Below are 16167 nucleotides of genomic sequence, written 5' to 3' on the forward strand. Positions count from 1 at the left end.
TGAGAGCCCTTGCAAGACAGTTGCCGTCACGGTGTGCCTTCAGTGGAAACACCCTCATTGATGCTTCGCCTGGATGCCCAGGCGAAGCCGAGCAGCCCCACGATCGGGCCGGGAACCAGTAGCCAGGCGGCGCCAAGTCCAATACGTTCGAACAGCATGGTAGTGGCGGCAATCGAGACGACGGTGATGGCAAAGCCGATGGAGTTCTGAATCGCCAGCGCCGCACCCACCAATTCCCGGGGGCAGGCCTGCGCCGACAAGGCGGAAAACTGCGGCGAGTCCGCGACGACGGTCGCGCCCCACACCAGCAGCAGAAGGCCAAGCGCGATGGCCGGCAGGTCCTGCCAGAACATGGCAAACACCACGGCACATGCGCACGAGGCGCCAAGCGCGCCCAACGCCACCTTCGCGCTGCCGAAGCGGCGTGACAACCACCCACCCATCACGCAGCCCAGCGCACCGACGCCGATGATGCCGAACGACATGCCGGATACCCCAAGCACGGCGAATTTGCTGGCCAGCACCGTGTGCGACACCAATAACGGCACCACCGTCCAGAAGGCGTAAAGCTCCCACATGTGCCCGAAGTATCCCAAGGCGGCGGCCCGAAACCGATTGACCCTGAACGCATCAAGGACCGTGACCCGCCGCCCCACTGCGGAGGGCGAAGGCGCCCTCCTCTGGCGAGCATCTGGCAGATGAGGCCCGTCCCCCAGCCAATGGATGAGCAGGGCACCAAGCAGCGCGAGCCCCGACGAAGCGAGAATGATGGTCTGCCAAGGGAGGTCGGCACCCACTTGCCGTAGCGCATGGGGCAGCGCCGTGCCTAGCGTCAACATCGCGACAAGCTGTGCCAGCGCCTGGCCGGTACGCTCGGGGGCCCAGCTGACGATCAGCTTCATGCCAACCGGATAGATGCCCGCCAACGACACGCCTACCAGGAAGCGAAACACCATGGCGCTGGTCAGCCCCTCCGATAACCAGGCGAAGCCGGCGTTGAACAGCGCGCCGGCAACCGCGCTGCAGACGAATATCCGGCTGGCACGATAGCGATCCGCCAGGCCACTAAGCGCGATGAACAGCGTGCCGAGGATGAAGCCTACCTGCACCGAGCTTGTCAGCCAGCCGATATCGGCGGCGCTGACCTGCCAGGCGATCATCAGGTCGGCTGCCGCGCTATTGGCGCTGAACCACAGTGACGTGCCAAGCAACTGAGCCACGGCAATCGTCGCCACGGGCCCGCACCATCGCAAGGGCCACGGAAGGTGACGGTCGTCCATACCGGTCTCTGAAGTCATCATCGTGGTCCTTCGTTGGCGACTCCAGTCACCGATTGCCCAGATCGTGAGCGCCGCCGTGGGTGGCGTCCGGCATGTCAATTACTCCTTTGCAGGCATCGGAATCGAATTTGAAGTCGCTCTTGAAGCCGCTATAGAAAATCGACTTGAAACTGTAGTTGAAGCTGTAGTTGTAGTTGAAGCTGTAGTTGAAGCTGCAGTCGCTACAGGGTTTACGCTGAACACTAGATTATCCGCAGGAGCACCACCATGCACAAACCAGCACACACTGGGGATTCGTCAGCCCTTAGGTTGCGCGTCGAGGGCATGGACTGCGGCGGCTGCGAGCGCAAGGTCGAATCCGCCCTGGGCCGACTGGCAGGCATCGATGAGGTATCGGCCAGCTCGGTCACAGGCTCGGTGACGATCCAGCCCCACCTGCACGCGACGCCTTCACATGATGCGATCGAGCGTACCCTCGCCGAGCTCGGTTACCGGCTGATCGATGAGGATGAGAAGGCGGATTCCGCTACCCCGTCGGCAACCTGGTGGCAGACCACCAAGGGGCGCCTGGTGCTGGTGACCGGAGGGCTGCTGCTGTTGGCCTTCGCCCTGCGCCTGGCCTGGCCGACCCTTGGCAACTGGCCCTTCGTCGCGGCCACCCTGGTGGGTCTGCTGCCGATCATGCAAGCCGCCTGGGGCGCGCTGAAGATGCGCAACCCCTTCACCATCGAGATGCTGATGAGTATCGCCGCCCTGGGCGCACTGGCCATCAACGCCGCGGCGGAGGCCGCGGTAGTGGTGTTCCTGTTCGCCGTGGGTGAACTGCTGGAGGGTGTGGCCGCATCAAAGGCGCGTCACAGCATCACGGCCCTGGCGGACCTGACCCCATCCACGGCGCGGCTGATGGAGGGTGGCGAAACCCGAGAAGTTTCGGCTGCCTCGCTCACGCCTGGGCAGCGAGTGATGATTCGGCCCGGCGACCGAGTGCCCTGCGATGGCCGTATCCTGTCGGGCGAGTCGGAACTCGACGAGTCGCCGGTGAACGGCGAATCCGTGCCTCGTTCGCGCGCCCCGGGGGATGACATCTTCGCCGGTACGGTAAACCTCGATGCGGCCCTGGAAGTGGAGGTGACACGCGGCGCCAAGGACAACACCATCGCCCGGGTCATCCGGCTGGTGGAAGAGGCCCAGGCCGCCAAGGCACCGGTGGCGCGCTTCATCGACCGCTTCGCTTTCTACTACATGCCGGCGGTAGTGGGACTCGCCCTGCTGATGGCGATACTCCCGCCGCTGGTCTCGACCATGGCCTGGTCGGAATCGGTCTATCGCGCCCTGACCCTGCTGTTGATCGCCTGCCCCTGCGCGCTGGTGATCTCGACGCCCGCGGCGATCGCCGCCGGTCTCTCGGCGGGCGCAAGGCATGGCCTGCTGATCAAGGGCGGTGCGGTGCTCGAGCAGTTGGGCAAGCTGCGCCTGATCGCACTGGACAAGACCGGCACACTCACCGCCGGCACCCCCAGGGTCACCGACGTGGAGGACTGGACTGGCCAGGGTGGGAACGAGGTCCTGAGGCTGGCGGCAGCGCTGGAGCGTGACTCCAGCCACCCCATTGCCACGGCCATCCTGGTGTATGCCCGGCAGTTGTGGCTGCCGATTGCGCAGGCCAGCGAAAGCCGCGCCCTTGCGGGACGTGGGGTCGCCGGAAAAGTCGAGGGGCGCGAGCTGAGCCTGATCACCCCTCGGCAGTTCGCCGAACAGGCCATGCTCGATGGCGGCCTTGGCGCGCGGATCGCCACGCTGGAGGAAGCCGGCAAGAGCCTTGCCGTGCTGGTCGAACATGGAGGGATCGAAGGCACGCGCCCGCTGGGCTTGATCGCTGTTCGCGATGAGCCACGCGAAGATGCACTCGAAGGACTCGCCGCCCTGTCACGCCTGGGGGTCGAGGCGGTCATGCTAAGCGGCGACAATGCGCGCACGGCGGCGGCCATCGGTGGTTCTCTGGGCATCGAGGCGCATGGCGAACTGATGCCGGAGGACAAGGCAAGGCGCGTGCAGCAGTGGCAGGCCGAAGGGCGCGGGCCGGTCGGCAAGGTAGGCGACGGGATCAACGATGCCCCGGCCCTGGCGGTGGCCGATGTCGGCATCGCCATGGGCGGCGGCACCGACGTGGCCCTGGAAACGGCGGATGCCGCCCTGCTCAAGAACCGCGTCGGCGGCATCGCCGAGCTGATCGCCCTCTCGCGGGCGACGCTGCGCAACGTCAAGACCAACGTCGCCCTGGCCCTGGGCCTGAAAGCCATCTTCCTTGTCACCACGGCATTCGGCATCACCGGCATGTGGATCGCCGTGATGGCGGATACCGGCGCCACCGTGCTGGTGACCCTGAACGCCATGCGTTTGCTTGGCTATCGCTTCACGCTCGACAACGCCGCCGTAGCCGGCTCGAGCAAGATTGCCATTGCCCCATCATCTGATTGAGCGAGCCTGGCATCCTGGCTGAGTCGATATCGGGGCGGTCGCAAAACGCGAAATAGCTGGCATCGCCACGCCCCTCTCCGCCCAGCCTAGAACTGCAGTCCAAGGGCGACGCCGCCGAGCAGATAGCAGAAGAAGGTGATCAACACGACCCCGACAAGGTTGAGAACCACGCCACCGCGCGCCATCTGGGCAATGGTGACCGCGCCGGTACCGAACACGATGGCGTTGGGCGGGGTGCCGACCGGCAACATGAAGGCGCAGGTCGCGGCGAAGGCCGCCGGAATCAGCAGTGTCATCGGGTCGGCGCCAATACCGACCGCCACCCCGCCGAGCACGGGAATGAAGGTCGCGGCTGTGGCCGTGTTGCTGGTGACCTCAGTCAGGAAGAGCACGATGATGGCCACGGCGGCGACCAGCAACAGTATCGGCAGCACCTGCAGCCCGGTGATCTGCTCGCCGAACCAGCTATCCAGGCCAGTCGACGCCACCGCGCCGGCGAGGCTCAGGCCACCGCCGAACAGCAGCAGCACGCCCCACGGCAAGCCATCTTCGGCATCCTGCCAATTCAGCACCATTTCGCTGCGCCCGCGTGCGGGCAGAATGAACATCGCGATACCAGCGGCCACGGCAACGGCGGTGTCATTTAGCTGGCCCAGTGGCCCCAGCCGCTCGCCTATCCAGGGGAGATTGCCGAGCACCCCGGGCACCACCCACAGGAAGGCCGCCGAGCCGAACACCAGCATCACCATCTTCTCGCCCTGGCTGAGCGGGCCGAGCTTATGGATCTCGCCGTCGATCATCTCCTTGCCGCCGGGAATCTCCTCGACCTTGAAGCGGTAGAGCACGCGGGTCATCAGCACCCAGCCCACCAGAATGAAGGTGAAGGCCAGCGGCACTCCGAGCATCATCCATTCGAGAAAGCCGATGGTACGGCCCAGCTCGTCGGCGGCATAACCGGCGACGATGGCGTTGGGGGGACTTCCGAGCAGCGTGCCAAGACCGCCCATGCTGGCCGACCAGGCAATCGCCAGCAGCAGGCAGACACCAAAACGCTGGATGTTGGCGTCGGTGATGAAGTCGACATGGCCCGCCCGGTGGTGATCATGGCCAGGGGTGACCGTTTCCGCCGACTCGCCGCTGCGCTCCGCCACCAGCCGCAGTACGGAAAGCCCGATCGGCAGCATCATCAAGGTGGTGGCGGTGTTCGACACCCACATCGACAGAAAGCCGGTGGCAAGCATCATGCCAAGGACGATCCGCCGCGGCTCGACCCCAACCTTGGCTAGCGTCAACAGTGCGATGCGCCGGTGGAGGTTCCATTTCTCCATGGCGATGGCGATGAGGAAGCCACCCAGGAACAGAAACACGATGGAGCTTGCGTAGGGGGCTGTTGCCTCGCCGACGGTGCGTGCCGTCAACATCGGGATCAGCACGATCGGCAGCAAGGCCGTGGCGGAGAGCGGGATGGCTTCCGTCATCCAGAACACCGCCATCAGGGTGGCAATGGTCGCGACCCAGCGCGCGTCCGGCGAGAGCCCTTCGGCCTGGCCCATGGCAAGCCACACCAGCAGCGCCATGAACAGCCCGAAGGCGCGCAGGCCCCAGATCATCCTGGCTGACCGGCCGCCGCCCCCTCCCCCAGCCAATTCGTCGTACTCTTCGTGCTCGCGTTGTTGTTCGCTCATCTTCATGTCCCTTGTCTACATGGCGAAATCAGGGCTCGCGGAAGTCAGGGCCAGGCAGCTCCTATAGGCGCTCGGCTGTTGTCTTGCGTCCGCACTGCGTGGCAAACAGTCCATGAATTCCATGCTAGCAGTTGGCGATGACTTGTCGCGGACAAACGTTCACTCACCGGCCCCGCTCACGCCCTTCCAATCCTCGCGGTCCAGCGCCGGGTTGTCGGCGCGAAAGCGTGCGTAGAGCCCGATACCCCGCACATCTTCCAGCACCTCGACCTGCACACCCTTGCTGCGCAACAGGGCTTCCGTGCCCGAGGCATTGGTGACATCGCCCACCACCACCCGCGAAAAGCCACGCATGTAGAGCAGCGTCGCGCAGACATCACAAGGGCTCAGCGAGGTGAATAGTGTCGTGCGGCTGAAGTCGATGCGACCGGCATCACGGATGGCGGCGGTCTCCCCGTGGTTATAGGGATGATTCTCCTGCACCAGGGTGTTGTGCCCCTTGCCGAGAATGCGCCGCGTGGCGTTATCGACGATCACGGCACCAATCGGGCAGCCGCCCTCTGCATAGCTCTTGCGCGCCAGCAGCACTGCGATACGCATCAAGTCGGCGTCGCTGAGGCGCCGCGCGAAGTCGTCACTCATCAGCACCGGCAGGCTTGCCGTGGGCATATGCGCGATGGCGGCTAGTGTGGACTCCGTCACCTCTGTCCCTGTGTTCAACAGCGGTTTCATGCTGCCTCCGATCATTCATTCAGACATGCAATTCGCATGAGCCCCTTGAAACTCATGACCGCTGGGCCATCACTCGCTCGACCTCTTGCCGGTACCACTCCTCGTGACGCGCCGGTTCATCGGGAAAACGCCCGAGTGCCACGGCGAGATCGAAGAACCCCCTGGCGGGCATGCCCTCCCCCCGGCGGCTCACCACCAGCGCGGCGATGAACGGCCGGCCCTGCTCGGCGTCTTCACGCATCAGGCTTTCCAGTGCCATGGCGACCCGCTGGATGGTGCGTGGCGGGGCCAGGCCAAGCGATTCGGCGACTTGCTGATAGGTCATCGGCAGTTGGCTCGAGGGCGTCACTTCGAGCAGCCGGCGAACGTGGGCCGCAAGAGTGCCCGGGTCGTTGGGTTTGGCCATGCGATTCTCGCGCCGGGAGGGATGGTCGGGATCGAGGATTGCGCATGACGACGTACGGCGCAACCGCCCGAAAAAAATCTTGACCCGGATTTCATGCGCAACTAACTTAAGGCCATTGCGTGGTCTGACCATCAGATCATAGAACCACAGCACCACGAGTCCACGGAACATGAGCCGCATTAGCCGAGAGTAACCGCCATATGAAAATTGAGCCGCTGGAGAAGAAGAGCCTGAGTGACGACGTCGTGGCCAAGATCAAGTCCATGATCGTCAGCGGTGATCTCAAGGAAGGCGATCGCATTCCCAGCGAACGTGAACTGTGCGAGCAATTTGGCGTCAGCCGGGCTTCGGTTCGGGAAGGCCTCAAGATTCTTTCCTTGCAGGGGTTGTTGAGCAGAACCAATGCCGGAACCGTCATCACCACCAATTTCTCCTCGATCCTGGAGGAAACACTGGCACTGAAGATTCTGCTGAACGACTGCAGTTACGATGATGTGACGGAAGCCAGGATGTTTCTGGAGCGCACCATGGTTCGCCTGGCAGCCGGTCGCATCGAGGCGCAGGATATCAGCATCATGTCACAGCAACTGGAGTTGATGATCAAGGCGGAACGTGACGATAACAATGATGACTACGTTCTTGCTGATATCGCCTTTCATCAGCAGATCGCCAAGGCGTCGAACAGCCGGGTACTGGCGAGCCTCTACAACGCCATCATCACGTTGGTGTTCAGGGCCCAGAAGAGTGTCGGGTATGACAAGCCCGTCATGAAGGAGTCCATAAAATTTCATGGAAAGATTCTTGAAGCCTTGAAGAACAATGATGCAGAGCAGGCCGAAAACGAAATGCAGCTGCACTTGATGGATGTCCAGGAAAGACTCAACCACCTGGTCAAGAAAGACACAATAAAAGGAGGAGTATAATTCATGTACGTTCGTTATAACTATAACAACCAGACTCATCATGGCCATTTGGCCGAAGGGATCGTTACCAGACTCGAAGGCAACATGTTCGACAGTGTCGAGCCAAGCGATGAAACAGTCCCTATGTCCGACGTCACGCTACTTGCCCCTTGCGAGCCGTCCAAGGTGGTCTGCGTGGGCCTGAACTATCTGGATCACGCCAAAGAGATGAATGAGGCGCTGCCCAAGGCCCCCTTGCTGTTCTTGAAGCCACCGACAACCGTCATCGCGCATCAGGACACGATCAAGGCACCAGAAGGCCTGGGCCGGCTCGACCATGAAGGTGAGCTGGCGATCGTCATCGGCAAGCAGGCGAAGAATGTCTCCATAGAGGAAGCAGCTGAGGTGATTTTCGGCTTCACCTGCGCGAATGACTTCACGGCCAGGGCCATTCAGCTCAGCGACAAGCAGTGGACTCGCGGAAAGTCCTTCGACACCTTCTGCCCACTGGGTCCGGGTATCGTCACAGAGATCAACCAGCAAGATGCCAGTATACAGCTGACAGTCAACGGAGAAGTCAGACAACGCTCGAACATCAACATGTTCATCTTCCAGGTCAATGAGGTTGTCAGCTATATCTCTCGGTGCATGACGCTGATGCCCGGGGATGTCATCCTCACTGGAACACCCCATGGCGTGGGGCCGGTCAACTCGGGAGATGAGATGTCAATCACCATTGATGGGATCGGCACCCTGACCAACACGCTGAATATCGAATAACGCCACCACCACATATAAACGCGCATAGTATTGCTTCCAGCAAAGCGATACGGGCTCTTTCTGCGCCCAAAAAGACAACAATGACAAGAGACGATATCATGACTGCATCGGTATTGATGACGGATACCATCTTCCCTGACACGTCACTCGAACAGAGTGTATTCAAGGAAAATGGCATCGACTTCGAATTAAGCCCTTCTCATGATGCCGCAACGCTCTCTGAGCTCGGCAGGGACGTGGATGCGCTACTAGTGGTATATGCGCAAGTAGGTGCGGACGTCATCGACAACCTGAACCACTGCAAGGTCATTGTCAGGGCGGGCATTGGATACAACAACGTCGACCTTGAAGCAGCATCCAGGAAAGGCATCGTTGTGGCTAACGTTCCCGACTACTGCCAGGACGAAGTCGCGGATCATACGTTCGGTATTTTCCTGGCGCTGGCCAGAAACATCTGCCACCTGAACGAGCAAGTCAGGCACGGCACATGGAATGCCAATGATGGTAAGAGTGCGCCACGGCTGAGAGGCAAGACATTCGGCTTGCTTGGTTGTGGCGCGATTGGCCAGCAAGTGGCAAAGCGCGCCATGGCCTTCGGCTTGAATGTGGTGGGCCACGACCCCTACAGCTCGGCCGAGGCGCTGTCCCGCCAGAATATTCACAAGATCGATGACCTCAATGAATTCCTCGATGAGGTCGATTACCTATCGCTTCACCTTCCCCTGAACGACCAGACCGCCCATATCATCGACAAATCGGCATTAGGCAGGATGAAGGAGAGTGCACTTATCATCAACACATCGAGAGGAGGACTGATAGAGGAAGACGACCTGTATAACGCATTGATAGAAAATCGTATCGCCGGCGCCGCCATGGATGTTCTCGAACGAGAACCTCCCCATGGAGCACCCGCATTGTCCAGACTGGACAATGTCATCATCACCCCCCACACCGCTTTCCTGTCTCAGGATTCCGTGTCGGAGCTGAGAAGAAAAGCTTCGCAAGAAGTCGCTAGAACGCTCCATAGCGGCACGCCAGCCCACCCGGTCAACTAAACACATGATCCAACAACAAGAATGTCTCATGAGGGAAAACAAAATGACCACGTCACCAGCACGCACCACGTTAATGCACACCCTTGTTGCCGGCACTTTCATGGCAACACTGTCTGTCTGCTCGCTTGCCAATGCAGCCGTGGATATAAAACTCGCTCACAACGGCAACACGAATCCTGATGACCCGCAGAATGTCGGGGTCGACGCCTTCAAGAAAATGGTGGAAGAACGGTCCGACGGTGAGATCAATGTCCAAATCTACCCAGCGGGCCAACTTGGCGACGCACGAGCGATCGTGGAAGGAGTTCAACTCGGCATGATCGAGATGGGTGATGTCGAGAATGGTCCCATGGGTGGCTTCGTACCCGAGGCCATGCTGTGGGACCTCCCTTTCATATTCCGCGATATCGACCATGCCCATAATGTCCTGGATGGTGAAATCGGCAGCATGGTGCAGGAAAAATACCTGGACGCGGGCATCAGGCACCTGGCCTATAACGATGGAGGGTTCAGGTACTTCACCAATGACGAGCGGCCCATTCGCAGCATGGAAGACCTCGAAGGCCTCAAGATCCGTGTGATGGAAAGCGAGGTCATGGTCGACACCCTGAATGCGTTCGGCGCCTCTGCCGTACCGATGTCCTTCGGTGAACTCTACACGGCCTTGCAACAAGGTGTGGTGGATGGCCAGGAGAACCCGATGAACCTGATCAACAGCCAGCGCTTCTACGAGGTGCAGGACTACCTCTCCTTGAGCGGCCACTTCTACTACCCGCGCCAGTACATTGCGGGCGAAGCCTGGTGGAGCACCCTGGATGCGGAGCATCAGGAGATCATTTCCAAGGCGGCACTGGAGGCGAGCGCCATCCAGCGTGAGGCACTGGCCGATTACCAGGTCGAAATGCGCAAGGCGCTCGAAGGCCATGGTATGGAGATCAATGAAGTAGAGAAGGATGCCTTCATCGAGGCGGCTCTGGAAAAGATCTACCCCAGCTACTACGAAGTGCTGGGTAGCGGGGATCCAGAACGAGGGGAAGAACTCATCTCCAACATCATGGCAACGGAGTAACGCCCGTGCCGGAGCGCTATCACGCCATGGCGCTCCGGTCTCCTTCTCAACATCCTGATTTCGAGGGAACAGTGGTGGATCACAAGAAAAGCAAGAGCCCAGTTCGCTATCTCGATCTGTTTCTCAAGGCATGCATCGTAGCCATGATGATTGCCATTGCCGCGTTGACCTTCTACCAGGTGGTGATGCGCTACGGGTTCAATCGGTCAAGCTCCTGGAGCGAGGAAGCCATTCGCTTCATCTTCATCTGGTGCAGCTTTCTATCCATTGCAATGGGCGTTCGGGACAAGATACACATTGGCATCGACATCATCGTCAACCTCTTCAACGAGAAGCTACGGACCATGATCGAGATTGTCGGAAATCTCTGCATCATGTCGTTCTCGGGATATCTGGTCTTTTATGGTTCCAAGGTGGTCATGGCAACACGTTTACAAACATCTCCTGCGCTCGGAATCCCCATGAGCTGGATATACGCCTCGGTTCCCATCATGGGTGCACTGATACTTCTTTACTGCATAATCGAAATATTCAACTCCCAGAACAGACTACGTTTGATCCGAAAAGGGGCATGACATGCTGGCCGTTCTTCTAACCGTCCTGGTGGCGGGGTTCATCATCAACATCCCCATTGGATTCGCCATGGGGCTTGCTGCCCTGGCAAGTCTTGTCGCCAGTGGCATGATGCCCGTCGAGATGTTGCCACAGCGCATGGTCGCCGGTATCAACTCTTTCCCCTTGCTTGCCATTCCGTTGTTCATGATGGCGGGATCCATCATGGAGCGTGGCGGTATCTCGAGGAGAATCGTCGAGCTTGCCAGCGCCCTGGTGGGACATTTCAAGGGTGGGCTTGCGGCCGTTTCGGTCATGGCATGTACGTTTTTCGCTTCGATTTCGGGTTCCGCACCCGGCACCGCGGCCGCCGTGGGGGAGTTGACCATACCTGAAATGGTCAAGCGTGGTTACTCGAAGTCCTACGCGTCTTCTGTCGTTGCCTCGGCTTCATGCCTTGGTGTGGTCATTCCTCCCAGCATCACCTTCATTCTGTTCGGTATTGTCGCCGACGTGTCCATCGGCCAACTGTTCATTGCCGGAATCATTCCGGGCGCGCTGCTGGCTGGAGCGTTGATCATAGTCAGCATCATACGCTCCCACCGGCTCGGCTACCCGGCAGAGGCGAAGCAGAACTGGAAACAGCGCTGGAAGAAGCTCATCGACTCCTTCTGGGGCATCTTGATGCCTGTCATCATACTCGGCGGGATCATGACCGGGGCCTTCACACCAACCGAGTCGGCTGGCATTGCCGTCGTCTACGGGTTGGTCGTCAGCACCTTCATCTACCGGGAGCTGAGCTGGAAGGACATCTTGCCCATCTTCTACAAGGCGGCCTTGAACTCGGCAATGATCGTGCTGCTCATCGCCGTTGCGAGCCCATTCGGCTGGATCATGACGATCGAGCAGGTGCCGCAGATGGTCTCCGATACCATTCTCGGGCTTTCGACCAATCTTTACCTGATTCTGATGCTGATGATTCTGTTGTACCTGATCCTCGGCACCTTCATGGAAACCGGGGCAATCATTCTCCTGGTGGTGCCGATATTCACGCCTATCGCTCAACAGTTGGGCATCGACATGGTGCACTTCGGTGTCATTACCGTCGTCGCACTGGCCATCGGCATGGCGACGCCACCTGTTGGCATCACGCTGTTTGCCACTTGCAGCATCTCTGGCGTCTCGATCGGCGAACTGTCACGCATGGTCTTGCCATTCCTGGTGACGCTGATCGCCTGCCTGATGCTGCTGGCATTCGTGCCGCTGCTTTCGACCTGGCTTCCGGGGCTGATGTTCTGACAAGCGCCTGCCACGTGACCAACAAGCGTCTGCGTTAGGGAAGCATGGAGGACACAGTGCAGCAGGAACTGCCCTAGGCCTTTATGCTGGTGGAGGTCAACCGCGAACCTTCGGAGCGCGCATGTCAAAGTTTTCCCTGAGACCTCGTCCTCGCGGCGGCCGCTGGCCAGTGGTATTCGCCTGGGTTGCCGTGCTGCTGCTGGTGATTGGCGCCGCCCTGATGGGAGGGGCGGGCCCGCTCCACCGCCTGGGTGTTACCTCGCTCGGCGAGTCGTTCGGCCTGCTGCGCCAGGGCGCCTACCTGGCCATGGGGGCGGCGGCGTTGGGGCTCGTCGCACTGGGTATCGCAAGCGTATGTCGTCGCGGCAAGCCAGCGCTAGTGGGGCTTATGGTCATCGCGGCGGTGGCGGGCATGATGGTGGTGCCCTGGCAGATGATGCAACGCGCCCAGAACGTACCGCCGATTCACGACATCACCACCGACATGCAAGACCCGCCAGTTTTCGAGACGCTGGCCCCGGCCCGCGAGGCGGCGCCCAATGCCGTGGACTATCCAGGCGAGGACTTCGCCCGCCAGCAGCGCACGGCCTACCCGTCGATCCAGCCGCTGACTATCGCCCTACCCCTTGCAGAAGTACGCCAGACCGTCGAGGAAGTGGCGCGCGAGGCGGGGTGGGAAATCGCCCATGTCAGTGACTCCAGGCTCGAGGCCACCGCCACCACCCGCTGGTTTGGCTTCAAGGATGACGTGGTGGTACGCCTGACTCCCGGGAATGACGGCGTGCGGGTGGACGTTCGCTCGGCATCACGCATGGGCATGAGCGATATCGGCACCAATGCCGGGCGGGTGAATGGCTATCTGGAGGCGCTCAAGGCCAAGCATCCCAACAGGCTTGCGGAATGACGCTTGGAACAACAAGCACGAGAGTGATCGAGCAAAGAGGGTTGAGACAGAAGCTGGGAAAGAGGATTGAGAAAGAAGCTGAGAAAGGATTTGACCCGTGCGCTTATGCATGACACCGTGGGTACCAGTTGGTTAGCAAGCAGTAAAGTTTCAGAAGCATTCGAATTCTTTCGACAGCCTGAAGATATCTTCCTTGTTCGACCCGCTACTTCATCTGGGTTACACCAGGAATTTCATAAAGCGCTGAGCGCGAAAGGATTTAATTATGACGACTGGAACAGTCAAGTGGTTCAACGATGCAAAAGGCTTTGGCTTCATTACGCCGGAAGACGGCAGCAATGATGTCTTTGCTCACTTCTCCGAAATTCAGGCAGAAGGCTTCAAGTCTCTGCAGGAAGGCGAGACCGTCTCATTCGACGTGACCCAGGGGAAGAAAGGCCTTCAGGCCTCGAACATCAAGCAACTCGCGTGATCTGAATAGATCCAACGAGTTCTCGAGCCTCCCCGGCTCGATCAATAGGGCCCGCTCATGCTGGCCCTATTGCGTTTCAGGGCTGCCATGAACATGATTGGCTGCTAGAGTTATCCTCTTTCGAAGCCACCTGATGCGACACGAGAGGACGCCGGTGAACCCCGAGGATCTGCAGACGCTGGTCACCCTGCGCATGCCATTTGGCAAATATAAAGGCTGGTTGATCGCCGACTTGCCCGGCCCCTACTTGAACTGGTTCGCCCGAGAAGGCTTTCCCGATAGCCGGATCGGTCGACTGCTGCACCTGATGCACGAGATCGACCACAACGGCCTTTCCGGCCTGCTGGAACCGCTGCGCCGCTGACAACCACGTGGCCGACCGATTAGCAGGCTCCCATTCGTTGCCGTTTCCAGCCTGCGGGGCCCACGCGCCGGATGACACTATCCGCCATGATCCATTTGATCAGCCTGTCCTATCGCCCGCCCTACGCATGGGCACACTTGTGTGATTTTCTCATGTCGCGCCATCTGCCCGGCCTGGAATGGGTTGGCGACGACCACTATGGCCGACGGTTCCACTGGCGCGAGGCACGAGGTGCGTTCACCGCCGTGCACGAACCCCGCCATCATCGCTTCGCGATCACACTCACGCTCGATGATCCCTCGGCACTGCCCGACGTGGTTCGCCAGATTCGTCGTGTGCTCGACCTGGATGCCGACACGGCGGTGATAGAGGCGCATCTGGCCGAGGGGCTGCCTGGCCTTGCGTTGATCGAAGGGCTGCGCCTGCCCAATACCTGGAGCCTGTTCGAAGCCGGTGTGCGGGCGATCCTTGGCCAGCAGGTCACGGTGGTGGCGGCACGCAAACTGGCTATACAGCTGGTCACAACCCTGGGCGAGCCTGCCACGCTCTCCCCGCCTGGCCACTACTTCCCGCCTGGCCACTACTTCCCGCCTGGCCACTTCTTCCCGCCCCCCCAGGCGCTGGCCGCAAGCGATCTTGGCTTTCTTGGCATGCCTAACGCCCGGCGCGATACACTGCGCCGCTTCGCTGCCTGGTACGCCGATGCCGCACCCGCCGAGAGAGCGCGCACCGAGCACTGGACCGCCCTCAAGGGCATCGGCCCATGGACGGCGGATTACGCGGCGATGCGCGGCGCTGCCCATCCAGACATCTGGCTGGGCGGCGATCTCGGCATCCGCAAGGCGCTTGCCTCCGTCACCGAGAGCGGTGGCCATCTCGATCCCAACGTCGCCACACCGTGGCGCAGTTATCTGACCCTGCAGCTGTGGTCGCGCTGATGGCTTGAACGGCCATGCTCGCCCACCCTGAACGTGACACAATTATCACGCATCATCCCCACCTCTTCGCGATAAACAGCCCTGGAGTGGACATGCAGGACGCAACCCACCATGCCCGACGGGCAACCTACCGCTATTTCCTGATCTTCATCGCCATCGGCGCCAGTGGTGGCCTGCTGGGGCCGGCGCTACCGCACCTGGCCGAGATGACCGGCTCGACCATGGGCCAGATCGCCGTGCTGTTCACCGCGAGAGCACTCGGCAATATGCTCGGCTCAGTAGGTTCGGGCCTGCTGGTGGATCGTTTCTCGGGCCACCGGGTGGTGATCGGCATGCTGTTGCTGATGGCGGCTGGGCTCATTGCCGTGCCATTCAGCCATGCGCTGGTCGTGCTCACAGGCGTGGTGTTCGTGCTCGGCTTTGCGGAAGTGTCGATCAATGCCAGCTCCAACACCCTGCTGCTGTGGGCACATGGCGTGCGATCGCCGCCCTGGATCAGCGCACTGCATTTCTGTTTCGGGCTCGGCAACATGCTGGTTCCGCTGGTGCTGATCGGGGTACTGGCGCTAACTGGCAAGGCCGCCTGGACATTCTGGCTGGTGGCCGCCTACGCGCTGCTGCTGGTGATTCCCCTGGCACGCGTGCCAAGCCCCAGACCAGACCCGAGCCGCGATGGCGAGCGAGAGCCACCACCGCCGCCAAATGCCCGGCGGCTGGGCCTGTTCCTTGCGATGTTCGGGCTCTACGTGGGCACCGAAATCACCTTTGCCGGGTGGATCACTGCTTACGCCACCCTGGAGGGGCTGGCGACGGGGGATGCGGCACTGCTGGTCACGCTGTTCTGGATGACACTGTCTGCCGGGCGGCTGCTGGCGATTCCGCTGCTGCGCAAGATGACACCCTGGATGGTGCTGCGCGGCTGCCTCGGACTTGGGCTGCTTTCCGCCCTGGCCCTGCAGTTCGGCTGGCTGCCGCTGTGGCTGATCGCGCTGCTGTTCGGCCTGGCGTGTTCGGCGATCTTCCCTACCCTGTTCGGCCTCAGCAATGCGCTGATGGCGATGAGCGGGCGCACCACCGGCCTGATCTTCCTGGCCGGTGGGGTCGGTGCAATGGCGCTGCCTTCGATTGCCGGCCCACTGCTCGACTGGGCCGGCACCGGTGCCTTTCCGCTGCTGCTGGTGGCACTGATGGGCCTGCTGATCGCGGGTCTGGTCGCGCTGCGCCGGATGGTGCGGCTGACGGGCCGCTGAT

General features: G+C 60.9%; 16 protein-coding genes. 12 read left to right on the forward strand and 4 right to left on the reverse strand.

Annotation, left to right across the window (positions count from 1 at the left end; all coding sequences use genetic code 11):
- Positions 1-26: 26 nt before the first annotated feature.
- Positions 27-1235 carry an MFS transporter gene (locus tag C6V82_RS11675; protein ID WP_229843173.1) on the reverse strand — a complete coding sequence of 403 codons (1209 nt, stop codon included), beginning with the start codon at positions 1233-1235 and terminating at the stop codon, positions 27-29.
- Between the two features lie 312 nt (positions 1236-1547).
- Between C6V82_RS11675 and C6V82_RS11680 the strand changes: the two genes are divergently transcribed.
- A complete protein-coding gene (locus C6V82_RS11680; protein ID WP_102587177.1) occupies positions 1548-3758 on the forward strand; it encodes a heavy metal translocating P-type ATPase in 2211 nt (736 codons plus the stop codon).
- Between the two features lie 86 nt (positions 3759-3844).
- Here the strand turns inward: C6V82_RS11680 and C6V82_RS11685 are convergent, their stop codons facing one another.
- The 3 genes from C6V82_RS11685 to C6V82_RS11695 form a co-directional block, all read right to left on the reverse strand.
- Complete coding sequence (locus C6V82_RS11685; RefSeq protein WP_229843174.1) at positions 3845-5443, reverse strand: SLC13 family permease; 1599 nt, start codon at positions 5441-5443, stop codon at positions 3845-3847.
- A gap of 159 nt (positions 5444-5602) precedes the next feature.
- Positions 5603-6175: a nucleoside deaminase gene (locus C6V82_RS11690; protein ID WP_102587179.1), complete on the reverse strand. Its 573-nt coding sequence runs from the start codon at positions 6173-6175 to the stop codon at positions 5603-5605.
- A 52-nt stretch (positions 6176-6227) separates the two neighbouring features.
- A complete protein-coding gene (locus tag C6V82_RS11695) occupies positions 6228-6581 on the reverse strand; it encodes a hypothetical protein (protein ID WP_102587180.1) in 354 nt (117 codons plus the stop codon).
- A 200-nt stretch (positions 6582-6781) separates the two neighbouring features.
- Here C6V82_RS11695 and C6V82_RS11700 point away from each other — a divergent pair, with 200 nt between their 5' ends.
- From C6V82_RS11700 to C6V82_RS11750, 11 genes are all read left to right on the forward strand, one after another.
- A complete protein-coding gene (locus C6V82_RS11700) occupies positions 6782-7504 on the forward strand; it encodes a FadR/GntR family transcriptional regulator (protein ID WP_102587181.1) in 723 nt (240 codons plus the stop codon).
- Between the two features lie 3 nt (positions 7505-7507).
- A complete protein-coding gene (locus tag C6V82_RS11705) occupies positions 7508-8263 on the forward strand; it encodes a fumarylacetoacetate hydrolase family protein (protein ID WP_102587182.1) in 756 nt (251 codons plus the stop codon).
- 98 nt (positions 8264-8361) lie between these two features.
- Positions 8362-9318, forward strand: a complete 957-nt coding sequence (locus C6V82_RS11710) for a C-terminal binding protein (protein ID WP_180978234.1) — start codon at positions 8362-8364, stop codon at positions 9316-9318.
- 43 nt (positions 9319-9361) lie between these two features.
- Positions 9362-10387 (forward strand): TRAP transporter substrate-binding protein, encoded by a 1026-nt coding sequence (locus C6V82_RS11715; RefSeq protein WP_219724482.1) that lies wholly within the window; start codon positions 9362-9364, stop codon positions 10385-10387.
- Between the two features lie 5 nt (positions 10388-10392).
- On the forward strand, positions 10393-10962 hold the full coding sequence (locus tag C6V82_RS11720; protein WP_102587185.1) for a TRAP transporter small permease: 570 nt from the start codon (positions 10393-10395) through the stop codon (positions 10960-10962).
- A 1-nt stretch (position 10963) separates the two neighbouring features.
- The gene (locus C6V82_RS11725; protein WP_102587186.1) at positions 10964-12238 is read left to right on the forward strand and encodes a TRAP transporter large permease; all 1275 of its coding nucleotides are present in this window, start codon (positions 10964-10966) and stop codon (positions 12236-12238) included.
- Positions 12239-12359: 121 nt separating this feature from the next.
- Entirely contained in the window at positions 12360-13142 is a 783-nt protein-coding gene (locus C6V82_RS11730) for a DUF1499 domain-containing protein (protein WP_102587187.1), read from the forward strand.
- A 265-nt stretch (positions 13143-13407) separates the two neighbouring features.
- Positions 13408-13614 carry a cold-shock protein gene (locus C6V82_RS11735; protein ID WP_102587188.1) on the forward strand — a complete coding sequence of 69 codons (207 nt, stop codon included), beginning with the start codon at positions 13408-13410 and terminating at the stop codon, positions 13612-13614.
- A gap of 154 nt (positions 13615-13768) precedes the next feature.
- A complete protein-coding gene (locus tag C6V82_RS11740) occupies positions 13769-13978 on the forward strand; it encodes a DUF3820 family protein (protein WP_102587189.1) in 210 nt (69 codons plus the stop codon).
- A gap of 86 nt (positions 13979-14064) precedes the next feature.
- Complete coding sequence (locus C6V82_RS11745) at positions 14065-14916, forward strand: DNA-3-methyladenine glycosylase family protein (protein ID WP_268248453.1); 852 nt, start codon at positions 14065-14067, stop codon at positions 14914-14916.
- Positions 14917-15008: 92 nt separating this feature from the next.
- Entirely contained in the window at positions 15009-16166 is a 1158-nt protein-coding gene (locus tag C6V82_RS11750; protein WP_102587191.1) for an MFS transporter, read from the forward strand.
- Position 16167 lies beyond the last annotated feature (1 nt).

This window comes from Halomonas urumqiensis (genome assembly GCF_003028575.1).
In the GTDB taxonomy this organism is placed as follows: domain Bacteria; phylum Pseudomonadota; class Gammaproteobacteria; order Pseudomonadales; family Halomonadaceae; genus Halomonas; species Halomonas urumqiensis.

What these genes read in the sequence shown, in the direction of transcription:
- C6V82_RS11680 (WP_102587177.1), top strand. Translation starts at nt 1,548, where the DNA reads ATGCACAAACCAGCACACACTGGGGATTCGTCAGCCCTTAGGTTGCGC.
- C6V82_RS11685 (WP_229843174.1), bottom strand. Translation starts at nt 5,443, where the DNA reads ATGAGCGAACAACAACGCGAGCACGAAGAGTACGACGAATTGGCTGGG.
- C6V82_RS11690 (WP_102587179.1), bottom strand. Translation starts at nt 6,175, where the DNA reads ATGAAACCGCTGTTGAACACAGGGACAGAGGTGACGGAGTCCACACTA.
- C6V82_RS11695 (WP_102587180.1), bottom strand. Translation starts at nt 6,581, where the DNA reads ATGGCCAAACCCAACGACCCGGGCACTCTTGCGGCCCACGTTCGCCGG.
- C6V82_RS11700 (WP_102587181.1), top strand. Translation starts at nt 6,782, where the DNA reads ATGAAAATTGAGCCGCTGGAGAAGAAGAGCCTGAGTGACGACGTCGTG.
- C6V82_RS11705 (WP_102587182.1), top strand. Translation starts at nt 7,508, where the DNA reads ATGTACGTTCGTTATAACTATAACAACCAGACTCATCATGGCCATTTG.
- C6V82_RS11710 (WP_180978234.1), top strand. Translation starts at nt 8,362, where the DNA reads ATGACTGCATCGGTATTGATGACGGATACCATCTTCCCTGACACGTCA.
- C6V82_RS11715 (WP_219724482.1), top strand. Translation starts at nt 9,362, where the DNA reads ATGACCACGTCACCAGCACGCACCACGTTAATGCACACCCTTGTTGCC.
- C6V82_RS11725 (WP_102587186.1), top strand. Translation starts at nt 10,964, where the DNA reads ATGCTGGCCGTTCTTCTAACCGTCCTGGTGGCGGGGTTCATCATCAAC.
- C6V82_RS11730 (WP_102587187.1), top strand. Translation starts at nt 12,360, where the DNA reads ATGTCAAAGTTTTCCCTGAGACCTCGTCCTCGCGGCGGCCGCTGGCCA.
- C6V82_RS11735 (WP_102587188.1), top strand. Translation starts at nt 13,408, where the DNA reads ATGACGACTGGAACAGTCAAGTGGTTCAACGATGCAAAAGGCTTTGGC.
- C6V82_RS11745 (WP_268248453.1), top strand. Translation starts at nt 14,065, where the DNA reads ATGATCCATTTGATCAGCCTGTCCTATCGCCCGCCCTACGCATGGGCA.
- C6V82_RS11750 (WP_102587191.1), top strand. Translation starts at nt 15,009, where the DNA reads ATGCAGGACGCAACCCACCATGCCCGACGGGCAACCTACCGCTATTTC.